The organism is Myxococcus sp. AM010 (assembly GCF_013372585.1).
Classification (GTDB): Bacteria; Myxococcota; Myxococcia; order Myxococcales; family Myxococcaceae; genus Myxococcus; species Myxococcus vastator.
Window position 1 is genome coordinate 262,232 of the sequence record NZ_JABXEO010000001.1, and the last position, 16,490, is coordinate 278,721.

Annotated in this window: 9 protein-coding genes; 6 read left to right on the plus strand and 3 right to left on the minus strand. The window is 72.6% G+C overall.

The features are described from left to right. Positions 1-100: 100 nt before the first annotated feature. Together HV826_RS01015 and HV826_RS01020 are read left to right on the plus strand one after the other, a co-directional pair. Positions 101-3,868: a protein kinase domain-containing protein gene (locus HV826_RS01015; protein ID WP_368670809.1), complete on the plus strand. Its 3,768-nt coding sequence runs from the start codon at positions 101-103 to the stop codon at positions 3,866-3,868. 80 nt (positions 3,869-3,948) lie between these two features. Continuing rightward, entirely contained in the window at positions 3,949-5,280 is a 1,332-nt protein-coding gene (locus HV826_RS01020; protein ID WP_176415127.1) for a serine/threonine-protein kinase, read from the plus strand. Between the two features lie 5 nt (positions 5,281-5,285). Here HV826_RS01020 and HV826_RS01025 read toward each other — a convergent pair whose 3' ends face one another. From HV826_RS01025 to HV826_RS01035, 3 genes are read right to left on the minus strand one after another with little or no spacing between them, the layout of a single operon-like run. After that, positions 5,286-6,665: a sigma 54-interacting transcriptional regulator gene (locus tag HV826_RS01025; RefSeq protein ID WP_176415128.1), complete on the minus strand. Its 1,380-nt coding sequence runs from the start codon at positions 6,663-6,665 to the stop codon at positions 5,286-5,288. Positions 6,666-6,722: 57 nt separating this feature from the next. Beyond that, positions 6,723-9,041, minus strand: coding sequence for a hypothetical protein (locus tag HV826_RS01030; RefSeq protein WP_176415129.1), 2,319 nt, complete (start codon positions 9,039-9,041; stop codon positions 6,723-6,725). A gap of 15 nt (positions 9,042-9,056) precedes the next feature. After that, positions 9,057-11,435 (minus strand): FdhF/YdeP family oxidoreductase, encoded by a 2,379-nt coding sequence (locus tag HV826_RS01035; protein ID WP_176415130.1) that lies wholly within the window; start codon positions 11,433-11,435, stop codon positions 9,057-9,059. Positions 11,436-11,682: 247 nt separating this feature from the next. On the opposite strand from HV826_RS01035, the gene HV826_RS37820 reads away from it, so the two are divergent. The 4 genes from HV826_RS37820 (at position 11,683) to hutI (ending at position 16,465) form a co-directional block, all read left to right on the plus strand. Next, entirely contained in the window at positions 11,683-12,684 is a 1,002-nt protein-coding gene (locus HV826_RS37820) for a BON domain-containing protein (protein ID WP_176415131.1), read from the plus strand. Between the two features lie 98 nt (positions 12,685-12,782). Next, positions 12,783-14,438 (plus strand): urocanate hydratase, encoded by a 1,656-nt coding sequence (gene hutU, locus HV826_RS01045; RefSeq protein ID WP_176415132.1) that lies wholly within the window; start codon positions 12,783-12,785, stop codon positions 14,436-14,438. Between the two features lie 20 nt (positions 14,439-14,458). After that, positions 14,459-15,196, plus strand: coding sequence for a hypothetical protein (locus HV826_RS01050; RefSeq protein ID WP_368670810.1), 738 nt, complete (start codon positions 14,459-14,461; stop codon positions 15,194-15,196). A gap of 3 nt (positions 15,197-15,199) precedes the next feature. Then, positions 15,200-16,465: an imidazolonepropionase gene (hutI, locus tag HV826_RS01055; RefSeq protein WP_176415133.1), complete on the plus strand. Its 1,266-nt coding sequence runs from the start codon at positions 15,200-15,202 to the stop codon at positions 16,463-16,465. Positions 16,466-16,490 lie beyond the last annotated feature (25 nt).

Here is a 16,490-nt window from a genome sequence, read left to right on the forward strand (position 1 = left end):
CATGCGCTGCCCCACCTGCCATCGCCGCGTGGCTGAGCGCTGTGCGCTCCACGGCCCGGTCGAAGCACGTGCCCCAGGCCCCTCGCCGGAGCCTCCGGAGGTGGCTGGCTACGTCCTGGGAGCGCCGCTGGGGCGCGGTGGGTTTGGACGGGTGTTCGCCGCGCGGCATGAGGTGGATGGGCAGGACGTCGCGCTGAAGGTGTTGGAGCCGCTCGCGGGAGAACGGCTGGGGCGGGAGCTGGAGGCCCTGCGCCGCGTTGGCCCCCCCGCCGTGCCGAGGCTGCTGGGCGAGGCCACGACGCGCGCCGGTGAGCGGGTCATCATCATGGAACGCATCGAGGGCCTGACGCTGGCTCGGCGGCTGATGACGCTGCCGGGCGCCGGGGCCCTGCCTTGGGCTGATGCGGCGCCGCTGATGCGAGCCCTGGCGGAGGCGCTGGCCCAGGTCCATGCCGCGGGCGTGGTGCACCGGGACCTGAAGCCGGAGAACGTCGTGCTGTCCGACGAGCGGCTCGTGCTGCTGGACTTCGGGCTCGCGCGGCTGACGGCCCAGGATGAGGCGGAGGGGCTTTCGCCGGGACTCACGCGGACGGGGCAGCGGCTGGGGACCCATGAGTACATGTCACCCGAGCAGTGCCGGGACGCGCGGAACATCGACGCGCGCGCGGACCTGTATGGGCTGGGGGTCATGTTCTTCGAGCTGCTGTGTGGGCGGCCCCCCTTTGTCGGAGAGGCGGCGGCGGTGCTCCAGGCGCATGTCTCGCGGCGGCCTCCGGCGCTACGGACGCTCGCGCCGTGGCCGGTGCCCGCGGCGGTGGAAGCACGGGTGCAGCGGCTGCTGGCCAAGGCGCCCGAGGACCGGGGTGACAGTGCGCGGTCGCTGGCGGAGGAGCTGCGCGGGCTTCAGGACGCGGGAGCTGTGCAGGGCATGCCGGCGACACACGCCCACCACGCTGCGCCTGGGACGAGCACAGGCCCTTCGACCGCCGCGACACCCGACACCCACCGAGCGACACACGAGGTGGCGCTCCTCGGCGTGAGGTCGTCGCTGGATGCGCCGGCCTTGCAGGCCCACCTCGCGGGGAGCGGCGTCCTCCTCGCGCGCGTGGAGCCGGGCCTCTGCCTCTTCGCGTTCCCCCACGAAGCCTCGGTGGAAGCCGGGCTGCGCGCCGCGCTCCGGGCAGCAGCGGTGCTCAGCGCCGCGCTCTCCCCCGACGCGACGCTCGCGCTTCATTCCGCGCCGCTGCGCGTCCGCGAGCGTGCGGGCCGGCTGACCGTGGGGGGCGCGGCGGTGGAGCGACCCGAGCGGTGGTGGCCATCGCCGGACGCCACCCTCACCCCGGAGTCCGTCACATTGACGGCCAGCGCCCGAGCGCACCTGGGCGACCTGCCCCACAGCACGCCGCGAGGGGCCGCGCTGATACCTCCCGACGTCCTCCTGGGCCGGGACGCGGAACGGCAGTGGCTGCGCGAAGCCCTGTCGCGCGCGCGGGCCCAGGGCTCGCCCGTCCTGCGCACCCTCCTGGCGGAAGAGGGGCTGGGAAAGACGCGCCTGCTCACGGCGTGGTGGAGCGAACTGGAGGGCATGCCCGGCGTCTCCGTGCGCTTCGTCGAGGCGCTCCCCGATGAAGGCAGCGCGAGCGAGAGCGGGCTGCGAAGTCTCATCACCACCGTCCTCGGCCTGCCCTCGCAGACGCCCTCGGATGAAGCCCTGCGCCGGCTGCTCGCGGACGCGCGTCCCCCGGTGGACGTGGGCTCCGTGCACCCGGCGGCGCGCAGGCAGTGGGTGGCGCGGGCCATCGCGGCGCACCTGTGGCGGCTGGCGGCCACTCAGCCCCTCGTCCTGCTGGTCGATGACGCGCACACGCTGGACCCCACGGCCCTGGACGCACTGGAGCTGGCGACACTCTCCGGCGAGGGCGCCCCCCTGTGCGTGGTGCTCGCCGGCCGGCACCGGCTGCTGAGCCTGCGGCCCTACCTTGGCGAGCGCGCACGAGACGCCGCGCAGCAAGAGCTCTCTCCCCTTGCGGAACACGATGCGCGCGAGCTGCTTCGCCAGTTGCTCCGCCCGGTGGACCTGATCGCCGAAGGCGTGTTGCGCGAGCTGGTGGAGCGCTGCGGAGGCTCGCCGCTGCGCATGATGGAGACGGTGCGCGCCCTCCGAGGCGCGGGCGCCATCCGGACCCGTCCGGATGGGGGTGGCTACCTCGCGGCGGACGCGCTGAACGGGCTGGCTCCGGAACGACCGGGCGCGGACGAGCGGCTCGCCGAACGCAGCCTCGCGGCCCTGCCCCCTGGCCTGCGCGCCCTGCTCCAGATAGCGGCGCTCCTGGGAGACGACGTGCGGCTGGAGGAAGTCACCGCCACGCTCGCCCACCTGGAGGCGGACCCGTCCCTGGACCTGTCGCTGGACCCAGGCGTCGCGCTGGAGCGGCTGGCACGCGCGGGCACGCTGGAGCCCCGAGGGCCGCGACGCTGGCGCTTCGAGCACACCACCCTGCGCGAAGCCTTCACCGCGCTGCTCCCGCCGCCCCTGAAGCGGCGCATCTGCGCGGCCGTCTTGCGCGCCCTGCCCGCCACGCCCACCGCCCGAAGGGCGCGGCTGGCCGAGGCCGCCGGAGACGCCCTCCAGGCCACCTCCCTCCACTGGAGCCTGGCCGAGGCCGCGCGCCACGCGCACCGGCTCCTGGAGGCGGAGCGGCACTACTCGGCCGCCCTGTCGCTGGTGCATCGCGACGAAGAGGCCGTCCGACTGGAGCTGCTGTCGGGCCGAGGCCGCGTGCGCTACCGCCTCCAGCGCATCGACGACGCCGTGGAGGACCTGCGCGCCGCCCGCTTGCTGGCCGAGGCCCACCGCGACGTGGTGCGCGAGGCGGACTTGCTGTTGGAAGAAGCCACCGCCCTGGACTGGCAGGACGACGCGACAGGCTCCACCGCGCTGCTGGAGCAGGCCCTGCAGTGCTTGAAGGACGGCGTCCCCCCGGAGCTGGCTGCGCGCCATGCCCTGGCGCAGGCGCGCGTCCTCGTGCGGCAGGAGGACATCACCGGCGCGGTGCCCGCGCTGGAGCGCGCCGTGGAGGCCGCGCGGTCCGGGGAGGACTCGGAGACGGAGGCCATCGCCCTGGCCATGCTGGGCGCGATGCTGGCGTGGACCGACCGGCTGGACGAAGCCTCGCGCCGCTTCGACGAAGCCATCGCCCTGTGCGAGGCCACCGGCGACACCCTGCACCTGGGCGTGGCCCTCAACAACCGGATGGTGCTGCATGTCCAGCGCCGGGACGCGGCGGGCGCTCGCGCGGACCTGGAGCGCGCGGTGACGCTGGGGCGCGAATTGGGCAACGTTCAGATTGAGCGGACCTCCGCCTTCAACCTCGCGCTGCTGCTCGGCTACCAGGGCCGGGCCGTGGAGGCCTTGCCCCTGGCGCGGCGGGCCGGAGTGCTCAGCCAGCGCTTCTTCCCCCGGTCCATGGCCCAGGATGCCCTGCTGGTGGCGCGCCTGTGCTGCGAGCTGGACGACCTGCCCGAGGTCGCACGTCAGCTCGCGTGGCTCGAGGAGCCGGACACGCGGGAGCGCCTGTCACCTCCGGACGCGCTGATGCTGTCCGTGGTCCGGCGCGTCGTGAGCGAGGCGCAAGACGCCCTGCCCTACGGCGCGGAGCCCTGGGCACAGCTGGTGGAAGCCTCACGCCAGTTGGCCACGCCTGACGAGCGGCTGGAGATACTCGTCTGGGCGGCACGCGCGGCGCGCAAGGCCGGAGACCTGGTGACGCTGCGGGCCCGGGTCGCGGAGGTCGAGGAGACCGCACGCGAAGCGCCGCTGTGGACGGACCGCGTCCGCGCGCTGATGGCCCCGGCCGACAGCCCATGACGTGACGGCCGCGCCCGCTCCCGGGGCCGTGAACCGTGTTAGCACCGGGGGTTGCAGCCAATGAACCGGAGGGACGTCCCATGGCCGGTGGGCCCCCACGCGAACACGCCGTATCCCTGTACGGAGACGAACTTCAACCCGGAGCGCTGGTGGGCGACTGGGTCATCGAGTCATGCGTCCACGCGGGCGTGACGGCGTGGCTCTATCGCGCGTCGCACCTGTCCACCCGGGCTCCCGCCGCGGTGAAGGTGGTGCGTGCCGAGCTCAACCACGTCACCCACGTGCTCCGCCGCTTCCAGCAGGAAGCGGACACGCTCCGGGCGCTGCGCCATCCCCACATCGTGGCGGTGCTCGAGCACGGCGACCTCCGCGACGGACGCCCCTGGCTGGCCATGGAGTGGCTGGAGGGCGAGAGCATGGACCAGTGGCTCACGCACCGGGGCCCCTTCTCCCTCGCGGAGGCGCTCACGGTGATGGAGGAGCTGGGCGGCGCGCTGCACTTCGCCCATGGCCACGGCATCCTGCACCGGGACCTCAAGGCGCAGAATGTGATGGTCCTCCCCCGGGCGGAGGGCTTCACGGTGAAGCTGGTGGACTTCGGCATCGCCCGCGTGGAGCCACCGGAGGGACTCTCCGGCCTGACCTCCGGCGGCGCCGTGCTCGGCACGCCCGTGTCCATGGCCCCCGAGCAGATTCGCGGGCAGGCCGTGGACGCACGCACCGACCTGTACGCGATGGGCGTGCTCCTCTACCAGCTCCTCACCGGAGGCCTGCCCTTCGAGGGCACCAGCGCGGTGGAGGTCGAGGAGCAGCACCTCCATGCGCCGCCGCCGCACCTGGATGAACGGGGGCACGCACCGCCAGCGCTGGACGCCGTGGTCCAACGGTGTCTCGCGAAGGCCCCTGGGGACCGCTGGCCGGACGTGCCCACCTTCCTCGATGCCCTGCGCGCGGCGCTGGCGCCCACCCCGGATGAGCCCTGGGCCGTGGCTGTCTTCGTGGACCTCCGCTTCCCGGCGGCCCTGGACGAGCCCACCGACGCGGACCTGGATGCCAGGGACGCCGCGATGGACGCGACGCGCACCGAGCTGGAGAACCGTGGCTGGCCGCTCGCCATGGAGAGTGGCAATGCCGTGCTCGCGTGGCGCGCACTGCCTCCTGCACTCACAGCCCGTGCCTCCACCTTGGAGGAAGCGCGCCAGGTGGCGGACGCGCTGTCGCGGCGAGCCCGCGAGGCCGCGGGTGACAGCGTGGAGGTCCGCGTCTACGCGCACGCGGCCCCGTGTGAGCTGAGCACGGACGCCCAGGGCCACCCCAGGTTGGCGGGCGGTGCGTTGCTGCGCCTGGAGTCCTGGGCTTCGGGGGGCACGGCGGGCGAGGTCCTGCTGTCGGAGGCGCTCGCCAGCCGCTGAGCGCGCTACGTCCGCAGCCGGTGCCGGCGCAGCAGGCGGTACAGGTACACGCGGTCCATGTCCGCGGCGGTGGCGGCCTGGGACACCTTGCCGCCGTGGAGCTTGAGGAGCGCATCCAGGTACTCGCGCTCGAAGACCTCCAGCGCGCGGCGGCGGGCCTCCGCGTAGGGCTGCTTCGGGTCCACCAGGCTGCGCAGCACCGCTTGCGCGCTCACCTCGTCGGCGTCCGGCGGCATGGCGTCCTGGAAGACGAGGCACCGCTCCAGGTGGTTGCGCAGCTCGCGCACGTTCCCCGGCCACGCGGCGTGCTGGAGCTGCGCGATGAACTCCGGCGTGCTCAGCGCCGCGAGCTGCTCGGCGCCGGCCCCGAAGGCGGTGAGGATTCGCTCCGCGATGAGGGGGATGTCCTCGGGCCGCTCCCGCAGCGCGGGGATGATGATGCGCACCACCGCGAGGCGGAAGAACAAGTCGGAGCGGAAGCGCGCCGCGTTCACCTCGGCGCGCAGGTCCCGGTGCGTGGCGGCGATGACGCGCACGTTGACGGGTTGGTACCCGTTGGCGCCCAGCCGGCGAATCTCCCTGTTCTCCAGGACGCGCAGCAGCTTCGGCTGCAGCTCCGCGGGCAGCTCGCCAATCTCATCCAGGAAGATGGTGCCGCCGTCCGCCTCCTCGAAGGCGCCCACGCGGCGCTGGATGGCACCGGTGAAGGAGCCCTTCTCGTGGCCGAACAGCTCGCTCTCCAGCAGGTTGCCGGGGATGGCGCCGCAGTCCACGGTGAGGAAAGGCCCCGAGGCCCGGGCGCTGGTCTGATGGATGGCGAAGGCCGCGCGGCTCTTGCCCGTGCCCGTCTCCCCCTCCAGCAACACCGTCGCGTCGCTCGCGGCGGCGCGCTCCATGAGGGCGAAGCTGGCGCGCGTCACGGGGGACGCGCCGACCAGCTCACCGAACGTCGTGCGCTCGGAGATGAGCAGCCGGTTCGTCTCCGGGCTGAAGTCGAACCGGACGCTCACTCGGCCCAGGCGCAGGATGCTGCCGCCACGAAGGTACGCGTCGCGCACGTGGACGCCGTCGAGCACGGTGCCGTTCCGGCTGTCCAAGTCCCTCAGGCGGGCGCCGTCGTGGTCGACCTTCACCTCGCAGTGGAAGCGCGAGACGGTGGGCTCCTCGATGACGAAGTCATTGAGCCCATGCGAGCCGATGGAGAACGTGTCCGCGTTGCTGTCCTTGGACTGCCCCTGCTGGGGACCTTCGAGGACGGTGAAGCGGAAGCGGCGCACAGCGCCCGTGGTCCCAGGCCTTCCTGTCCCCGTGGGCCGCGTCTGCTGGACGGAATCAGGCCCCTCGGCTGGACGGCCCGCCCCCTGGGGTCGCTCGGTGTGACTCATAAGGACCGAACGCTATCACCGAGCACGTCGCGCCAGAGGGCCGTGTGGCCACTTGACCTACCCGAGGCCCCATTCGACGACGAAGTCCGGCCCGTCCTCCGCGCTGGACAGCCGGGCAAGCGACGCCGGCCGTTCGTCCCCCGTCCACAGCCCGACGAGGTCGCCCAGCAGCCAGTGGGACAGCGAGCGCGCCACGCGCTGCACCCCGTCTCGCGGCACGCCCGACAGCGAGCGCTGCGACTCCATCAGCGCGCGCACCGTGCGCGACGGCACCACCCAGCACTCGGCCCGAGGAAACGGAGGCGTCAGGAACAGGCAGAACGCGGCATCGGTCCGCAGCAACTGCGCGTCCAGGTGCTCGCGGCCCAGCCGGAAGGCGGGCAGCCACTGGCCTTCTCCGCGCTGCTCGAGCTTCACCACCTGCACGGACACCACGCGCCGCGTGCGCAGGAAGTCGCCCACCGCCACGTCCAGGACGAACGCCACCTCCACCCCAGGTCGCGCGGCGGCCAAAGGCTGAGGGACGGCGTCCGGAGCCGCCTCGCCGTCCACCGGGACAGGCACGGGCTCGGGCGCTGGCTCACGGCGCCGGACCGTCATCGACAGCTCGAACGGCGTGGGCTGCCCCTGGGCCATCAGCGCGGCCACGTCCGCCTTCACTCGCGCCAGCTCGGCGCTCAGCGCGTTGAGCAGCTCCGCCGCCAGCGCCCCGGTGTCCTCGCGGAAGCGCTCCGGATAGCGCGAGGAGAACTCCGCCTCCACGCGGCCCAAGGCGCCCAGCAGCAGCTCCTCCAGGTCCCGGTCACGCAGCCAGGTCCGCCCGCCGAGCGGCACCGCCCGAGTCACATGCAGGTGCCGCAGCGCCTCCGTCAACGTCGCGGGGCCCGAGTCCCGCGAAGGCTCCACGGGAGCGCCCGGCTTGCCCTTCGCCGGCGGGCCCTGGAACCAGGACTGGAGCGTCCGGACGCGGAGGCGAACGCGCGACGACGGGTGCTCCTTCAGTCGCTTCACCTGACGCCGGTCGGTCGCGGTGCGGACCAGCGCCAGCACCGTGAGCTCCGCCTCGGATGACGCGGCATCCGGAGCGCACCAGAGGAAGAACTCGATGGCCGCCTTGCGCAGCACGGGCTTGCGCCCCACGCGGTCGGCGACCTCCTGACGCCACGCCGCCAGCTCGTCCAGACCGGGCCGCACGGCGCCGGGCATGAAGCGAGGCCACAGCTCGGCGCACTCCTCCGCCAGCCAGTGGAGCGGGTCGAAGCCCGGCGCCCCTGGCTTGAGCTTCGACAGCGCGCGCTTGCGGCGCTCGAAAGCATCCGGCGCGCCCTTGCGCACGGAGGCGCGGAACAACCGCTCCTCCAGCCACAGCAGCGTGAGCACCAGCCCCGGCTCGCCCTTGCGCAGCGTGGCCTGGCAGTGGTCGAGCACGAAGCGCGCGGGGCCCAGGTCCGCCGACGCCTCGAAGTCGCCGTTCACCAGCGCGCCCAGCGCCCCGCGCAGGCCGTCCACCGGTGGCGCGTCGAAGCGCGCCAGCAGCTCGCACAGGTTCTCCACCACTTCGGGAGGACCGCCGGCCTCCAGCGTGCGCGACAGCAGCAGCCCCGCCCGGGCGCACCAGTCCGGCTCCTTGCGTCCCCCGGGGTAACACGCCAGGAAGCCGCTCATGCCGCCGCGGCCCCCCGGCGACGTCGCCAGCGCGAAGAGCCGCTCGGCCAGGACCTCCGACGCTTCCCGCCACGGCAGCCGCGCGGCCCGCGTCCGGATGAACTCCGCCAACCGGTCGCGCCCGTCCGCCGCCGTCGCGGGCATCAGCGCGCGCAGCTGCTCCAGCAGCGCGACGGACTTCGCGCCGGTGCCCAGCACCTGACGCAGGTCCACCTCCACCGCGCCGTGGAAGCGCAAGGCCCGGCCGTCGAAGGTACACGGCGCGTCGCCGACGAGGGACTGGAGCGCGTCCGGGTGCCGCTTCAGGATGCGCGTCAGCACCGTGGTGATGGTGGCCTCCGTCTCACGCCGCACCCGCGCCGCCGTGTCCGCGTCCCCCACTTCCAGCAACGCCGCCAGCATCGTCTCCTGCCGCGCCATCAAGCGCGGCAGCAGGCCCCGGGGCGGCGCGGCGTAGGGCCACAGCAGCTCACTGCACGAGGAGAGCAGGAACAACAGCTCGCCGAAGGTCCGCTCGCCCTCGTCCAGTCGGCTCCAGGCGGCGGCCTGCGCCAGGGTGCGCTCGTCCAGCGAGGCGCCTTTCACCCAGCTCGCGAAGGACTCGCGCCACTGGGTGGACGCGGCCATGGCCTCCGCCGCGGGCGTCCCCGTCACTGTCTCATAGAGGGACCGGAGCGACTCCGGCCACCCGGTTTCAATGACGGGTTGCATGCTCTCTCACGCGCCTCATGCCACCGCGCCAACGGGCAGGGCCCGCGACTCTCCGGCCGGGGTGATGCTGATGACCACCGACTTCGACGTGGGCGTGCGGCTCTTCTCCGCGAAGCTGTTCACGGGGACGAGGACGTTGGCCTCGGGGAAGTAGGTGGCCGCGCACCCGCGCGGGATGTTGTACGGCACCACGCGGAAGCCGCTCGCCAGACGAGTCTCACCCTCGAAGTGGCTCCGCAGGTCGACGAGCTGGTCCGCGGCCAGCCCCCGCGCCTTCATGTCGGCGGGATGCAGCAACACCACCCGGCGGCCATTTCGGATGCCGCGGTAGCGGTCGTCCAACCCGTACACCGTGGTGTTGAACTGGTCATGCGTGCGCAGCGTCATCATCAGGAGCTGTCCCGGCTCCAGGGCGATTGGCCGCAGCGCGTGCACCGTGAAGTGCGCCTTGCCGCTCTTCGTGGTGAAGCGCCCCTCGCGCGGACCGTTGGGTAGCGCGAAGCCGCCCGGCGCCCGCACGCGGCGGTTGAAGTCGTCGAAGCCGGGGATGACGCGCGCAATGTGCTCACGGATGCGGTCGTAGTCCTCCACCAGCGCCAGCCAGGGCACGCGCGAGCGCGCCCCCAGCACCGCCGTCGCCAGCCGGGCGACGATGACGGGCTCGCTGAGCAGGTGCTCCGACGCGGGCGCCACCGAGCCCCGCGAAGACGACACCACGCCCATGGAGTTCTCCACGGTGACGAACTGGGCCCCGGCGGCCTGCACGTCGCGCTCGGTGCGGCCCAGGCACGGGAGGATGAGCGCCCGCCGTCCGTGGACCAGGTGCGAGCGGTTGAGCTTGGTGGACACGTGGACGGTGAGGCGCGTGCGGCGCAGCGCCTCGGCGGTGAACTCCGTGTCCGGCGTGGCGGACAGGAAGTTGCCACCGAGCGCGAAGAACACCTTCACCCGGCCGTCCTGCATGGCGAGCAGCGTGTCCACCACGTCCATGCCGTGGCGGCGCGGCGGCTCGAAGTCGAACTCCCGCGACAGCGCCGTCAACAGGGCCTCGGGCGGCTTCTCCCAGATGCCCATGGTGCGGTCGCCCTGCACGTTGCTGTGACCGCGCACCGGGCACAGGCCCGCGCCCGGCTTGCCGATACCGCCGCGCAGCAGCGTCAGGTTGACGATCTCCTGGATGCACGCCACGCCGTTGCGATGCTGCGTCAGCCCCATGGCCCAGCAGAAGATGGTGCGCTCGGAGCGCGCGAGGATTTCCGCAGCCGCCAGGACCTGCGCGCGCGGCACCCCGCTGCCCTCCTCCACGTCCTCCCACTTCACCGCGCGCATGTGAGCCGCGTAGGCCTCGAAGCCCAGCGTCTTGTCGTCGATGAAGCCCTTGGCCACCACCGAGCCGGGGTTCGCGTCCTCCAGCTCGAACAGCGCCTTGGCCATGCCCTGCAGCAGCGCGGCGTCGCCGTTGATGCGGACCTGGACGAACAGGGTGTTGAGCGCCGTCCCCGGCCCGATGAGGCGCAGCACGTCCTGCGGGTGCTTGAAGCGGTTGAGCCCCGTCTCCGGCAGCGGGTTGACGCTGACAATCTGGCAGCCCCGGCGCGCGGCGGCCTCGAGCGACGACAACATGCGCGGATGGTTCGTCCCCGGGTTCTGCCCGATGACGAAGATGGCGTCCGCGTGGTCGAAGTCCTCCAGCGTGACGGTGCCCTTGCCGATACCCACCGTCTCGTTGAGGGCGGAGCCGCTCGACTCGTGGCACATGTTCGAGCAGTCCGGCAGGTTGTTGGTGCCGAACTGCCGCACGAAGAGCTGGTAGAGGAACGCCGCCTCGTTGCTGGTGCGCCCGGAGGTGTAGAAGCTCGCGGCGTCCGGCGTGTCGAGCGCGTTGAGCTCCTCGGCCACCAGCGCGAAGGCTTCGTCCCAGGACACAGGCTCGTAGTGGGTGGCCCCCTCGCGGAGCACCATGGGGTGCGTCAGCCGGCCCTGCTTGCCCAGCCAATGGTCCGTCTGGAGCGAGAGGTCCACCACGCTCCACTGGCGGAAGAACTCCGGCGTCACCCGCGCGGACATGGCCTCTTCCGCCACGGCCTTGGCGCCGTTCTCACAGAACTCCGCCATGGAGCGGTGTCCCGGGTCCGGCCACGCACAGCCGGGGCAGTCGAAGCCCTCCTTCTGGTTCACCTTGAGCAGCAGCTTCGTCCCGCGCACCGCGTCCATCTCGCCGTAGACGTGTCGCAGGGCGGAGATGATCGCGGGGAAGCCGCACGCCACCGTCGCGACGGGCCCCACGGAAGGGCCACGGGCCTCCTCGGGCGGCTGGGCGCGGGGCGTTGCCTTCGTGAGCACGGACGACGCTTGCGCGCCAGGCCCCTGTGCGTTCCGGCTCCCGTCGTCCATGGCACTCCCTCCAGGCGTCGCGCGGCCGGCTGGCTGGCCGGTCGCGGCTGTGGACTCTACCGCGCCCTGGGCGCGCGGGAATGTTCATGGAACGCCTGGCACCTCCCCCGGCGTGCGGCGGCCACTCCGGGGCCCCCATGCCCGGCCGAGCCCCTGGCGGGACCTGTCTGCGTTGCCAGGAACGTTCGCGGTCCAGAACGTCAGGAGACACGCCCTGGGCAAACGCATGACGCGAGGAGGCCAGCAGATGAACGGCAGGCGCGATGACGACCGGCGATGGGGAGACAAGGCGCGGGAGCAGCGGCCCTCGAGGGACTGGGAGGACGAACCCACCCACCCGAGGGGCACCCGGGCCCGCGCCCCGGAATGGGACGAGCACGGCTACGAGCGCGGGCCCGACTTCGAGCGGGACCCACGCGCCCTGGACCAGGGCCGCGACTTCGACCTGGACCGGGAGCTGGACCGCCGCGCCCGGCAGTTCGACCCGGAGCGCATCGCCAGACGGCCCGGCTACAGCCCGAGCGGCACGTTCCGCGACGTCGCGGAGGACTGGCGCCTGGAGCCGCCCTACCTGGGCGTCCTGGAGGACGAGGGAACGGGGACGGGTCACCGGGGTCGGCCTGGGGTGCCGGAGCGCCGGGGGCACGGCGGGCGCCACCAGGGCCACCGGGGCGCCGACGAGCGCCGACGGGAGGCGGGCGGCATGGACCGGGGCCGGCCCTGGCGCGCCGCCGGACGCATGGCCGAAACGGATGTCCGCTACGGAGGCACACAGCCCGCGGGCCACGGCCCCGGTGTGGAGAACATGGCGCCACCGTGGGAGGGCTACGGCACCAGTCCGTCACGGCCGGATGACCACGACCTGGGGCAAGGTGGCTTCTCGGGTGGGCGCTACCGGCCCGAGGGCCCCGTGAGGGCGCCGCCGCGGGGACGCGCGCCACGAGGCTACCGGCGCTCCAGCGAGCGAATCCTGTCGGACCTCTGCGACGGGCTGATGCGGAGCTGGGTGGACGCCGAGGACGTGGACATCCGCGTGCGGGACGGCGTGGTGCTGCTGGCCGGCGTGGTGCGCAGCCAGGACGAGCGGCACGCGACGGAGGCGCTCGCCCGGGACGTGCTGGGGGTGAAGGAGGTCATCAACGACATTCACATCGACCGCGAGGACGGCGTCGTGAACCGGCCCGCGTCACGGAGGCCCGTCCAGTTCCCGGGCATGGACGCCTCCGACGACGACACGCTGCATTCGTGAGGCGGCGGACGCGCCGCGGACATCGTGGTGGCCCGGAAGCACGCGGGTTCGGGTAGTGTGCCGGGCCTTTCCGTCCGCCACACCCTAGGAGTCCGTTCATGTCCCGCGTCATCCGCGCCCCCCATGGCTCCACCCTGTCCTGCAAGGGCTGGGTCCAGGAGGCCGCGCTCCGGATGTTGATGAACAACCTCGACCCGGACGTCGCCGAGCGCCCCGAGGACCTCGTCGTCTACGGCGGCACCGGCAAGGCCGCTCGCGACTGGCCCTCCTTCGACCGCATCGTGTCGAGCCTCCAGAACCTGGGCGACGACGAGACGCTGCTCGTCCAGTCCGGCAAGCCCGTGGGCATCTTCCGCACGCACCCGGACGCGCCGCGCGTGCTCATCGCCAACTCCAACCTCGTGGGCCGCTGGGCCAACTGGGAGCACTTCCACGAGCTGGAGAAGAAGGGCCTGATGATGTACGGCCAGATGACCGCGGGCTCGTGGATCTACATCGGCACGCAGGGCATCCTCCAGGGCACCTACGAGACGTTCGCCGCCGCCGGCCGCTTCCACTACGGCACCGACGACCTGGCGGGCCGCCTCATCCTCTCCGGCGGTCTGGGCGGCATGGGGGGCGCGCAGCCGCTGGCCGCCACCATGAACAACGCCGTGTTCCTCGGCGTGGAGATAGACCCCACCCGCGCCCGGCGCCGGGTGGAGACGCGCTACCTGGACGTCGTCGCCAAGGACCTGGACGACGCGCTGGCGCTGGTGAAGGAAGCCCAGGAGAAGCGCGTGGGCCGCTCCATCGCCGTCATCGGCAACGCGGCGTCGGTGTTCCGCGAGCTGTACCGCCGCGGCATCAAGCCGGACCTCGTCACGGACCAGACGAGCGCCCATGACCCGCTCAACGGCTACATCCCCACGGACCTGTCGCTGGAGGCCGCCGCCGAGCTGCGCCAGCGCGACCCGGAGACGTACGTCCGCCGCGCGCGCGAGTCGATGATGCTGCACGTGCAGGCGATGAACGACTTCCAGAAGGCCGGCAGCCACGTCTTCGACTACGGCAACAACCTGCGCGGCCAGGCGGAGCTGGGCGGCATGGAGAACGCCTTCGAGTTCCCCGGCTTCGTCCCCGCCTACATCCGTCCCCTCTTCTGCGAGGGCATGGGGCCCTTCCGCTGGGTGGCGCTCTCCGGCGACTCGGAGGACATCCGCGTCACCGACCGCGTGGTGCGCGAGCTGTTCCCGCAGAAGGCGTCGCTCCAGCGCTGGCTGACCATGGCGGAGGAGCGCGTGGCGTTCCAGGGCCTGCCCTCGCGCATCTGCTGGCTGGGGTATGGCGAGCGCGCCAAGGCGGGCCTCGCCTTCAACGAGCTGGTGCGCAAGGGCGAGGTGAAGGCGCCCATCGTCATCGGCAGGGATCACCTGGACTGCGGCTCGGTGGCGTCGCCCAACCGGGAGACGGAGGCGATGAAGGACGGCACGGACGCGGTCGCGGACTGGCCCATCCTCAACGCGCTGGTGAACGCGGTGAACGGCGCCTCGTGGGTGTCCTTCCACCACGGCGGCGGCGTGGGCATGGGCTACTCGCTGCACGCGGGTCAGGTCATCGTCGCGGACGGGACGCCGGAGGCCGCGCGCCGCATCGAGCGCGTGCTCACCAGCGACCCCGGCATGGGCGTGCTGCGCCACGCGGACGCGGGCTACCCGGAGGCCATCGACGTGGCGAAAGAGCGCGGCGTGAAGATTCCCGGCATCACCACCTGAAGCTGAAGCAGGAGGCCGCAGTGAGGCGCTTGTGCGCGGCAGTGGTCGGACTGGGGGGCGCCGTCGTCGTGGGACTGACGGGGTGCGCCCCCACTGCGATGGGCCCCATGGTGATGCGGATGGGGCCCGGTGCGCCCGACCGCAACATCATGCAGTTGGGGATGCGCTCCGGCCCCCGGCTGAGCGCGCCCATCGCGGGCACGCAGCCCGGCGTCGGGACCGGAGACACGTTCCGAGGGAATGAGTCGAGCTTCTCCACGCAGCAGTGGGGCGTGGCGTTCGACGCGGCCCTGACGATGCCGCTGTCCGAACGGCTGCACCTGCACACGGGCCTGCAGGGCGAGATGTTCCTGCCGGTGCCGCTGCCGGGGTACGGCGTGTATGCCGGGGCCTCGTACTACGTGGGCTCGGAGCGGCTGGGTCTGGCCCCGGCGCTGTCGCTGCGAGGGGCCACGGACTTCGGCCTGCTCACGTCGCGCGGCGGGCCGGGCAGCATCTTCGGCGCGGAGGTGTCGTGCGCGCTCACGGTGCAGCCGGAGAAGAGCGTGTCCATTGGCCTGGTGCCCTTCGCGTCGTGGCACACGGTGGCCTCGCATGGGCGCAACGAGCAGGCGCTGTATTACGGCGGCGTGGTGGCGGCGCGCGTCACCTGGGGCGCGCTGAATGATTTCGAGCTGTCGGGCGGATTTGGCCGCGCGAAGGTCGGCAAGGGTGTGAGCTGGAACGTGCCCATCATGGGCGCACGCGGAGGACGTTGAGCCATGGACGTGCTGGACCTGCTGGTGCGAAACACCTCCGAAGTGCTGACGGTAGAAGGCTCGCACCGCGAGCGCGCGGAGGACGCCCTCACCCCGCGCCCGGGCGCCGTGGTGGGGGTGCGCGGAGGCCGCATCGCCTACGTGGGCCCCGAGGCGGCGCTCCCCTCGGGCGCGGTGGGCCCTGGCACCGAGGTGGTGGACGCCCAGGGGGGCTTCGTGGGCCCCGGCTTCGTGGACCCGCACACGCACCTCGTCTTCGCCGGTGAGCGCTCGGCGGAGTTCGACCTGCGCAACCAGGGCGCCACCTACCTGGAGCTTGCCAAGGCGGGCGGTGGCATCGCTGGCACGGTGCGAGCCACGCGGGCCGCGAGCGAGGACGAATTGGTGCGGCTCGCCCTGCCCCGCACGAAGCGCCTGTTGGAGCAGGGCGTGACGACGGCGGAGGTGAAGAGCGGCTATGGGCTCAACCTGGAGACGGAGCTGAAGATGCTGCGCGCGGTGCGGCGGCTCGGCGCGCTGACGCCGCTGGAGCTGGTGCCCACGCTGCTGTGCGCGCACGCCTTGCCGGAGGAATACCGCGGCAAGCGCGAGGACTACGTGCGGCTGTGCATCGACGAGATTCTCCCCGCCGTCGCGAAGGAGGGGCTGGCGCGCTTCTGTGACGTCTTCGTGGAAGACAGCGCCTTCACCGTGGACGAGGCGCGCCGCATCTTGAGCGCCGGGCGGGCACTGGGAATGGTTCCGCGGCTGCATGCGGACCAGCTCACCGCGTGTGGCGCCTCCGAGCTCGCCGCGGAGCTGGGGGCCGCCACGGCGGACCACCTGGAGCAGGTGACGGACGCGGGGCTCAAGGCGCTGGCGGACGCGAATGTCACCGCGGTGCTCGTGCCTACCTCCACGCTCTTTCTGCGCATGCGGCCCTACGCGCCCGGACGCCGCATCCGCGACGCGGGGCTCAACGTCGCTTTGGGCACCAATGTGAACCCGGGTTCCGCCATGAGTGAAAACACGGCACTGGCCCTGGGACTTGCGTGTCTGGAAAACGGGCTTACTGCGGCAGAGGCGTATTGGGGAGCCACCCGCGGCGCGGCGGTGTCCTTGGGACTGCAACAGCACGGCAGGCTGGCCGTGGGTGACCCGGGCGACCTGGTGGTCTTCAGCTGTGCTTCGTACCGCCATCTGCCCTACCATCTGGGGGTAGCGCACGCGCGAGTGGTGGTGAAGGCCGGACGCATCGCTGTCCGGCAGCCAATGGATGGCTGCGCGTGAACCGGCGTCGCGGAGACACGGCGGC

Bases quoted from the DNA above. Each gene is read 5' to 3' on its own strand.
- HV826_RS01020 (WP_176415127.1), top strand. From the start codon at position 3,949: ATGGCCGGTGGGCCCCCACGCGAACACGCCGTATCCCTGTACGGAGAC.
- HV826_RS01025 (WP_176415128.1), bottom strand. From the start codon at position 6,665: ATGAGTCACACCGAGCGACCCCAGGGGGCGGGCCGTCCAGCCGAGGGG.
- HV826_RS01030 (WP_176415129.1), bottom strand. From the start codon at position 9,041: ATGCAACCCGTCATTGAAACCGGGTGGCCGGAGTCGCTCCGGTCCCTC.
- HV826_RS01035 (WP_176415130.1), bottom strand. From the start codon at position 11,435: ATGGACGACGGGAGCCGGAACGCACAGGGGCCTGGCGCGCAAGCGTCG.
- HV826_RS37820 (WP_176415131.1), top strand. From the start codon at position 11,683: ATGAACGGCAGGCGCGATGACGACCGGCGATGGGGAGACAAGGCGCGG.
- hutU (WP_176415132.1), top strand. From the start codon at position 12,783: ATGTCCCGCGTCATCCGCGCCCCCCATGGCTCCACCCTGTCCTGCAAG.
- hutI (WP_176415133.1), top strand. From the start codon at position 15,200: ATGGACGTGCTGGACCTGCTGGTGCGAAACACCTCCGAAGTGCTGACG.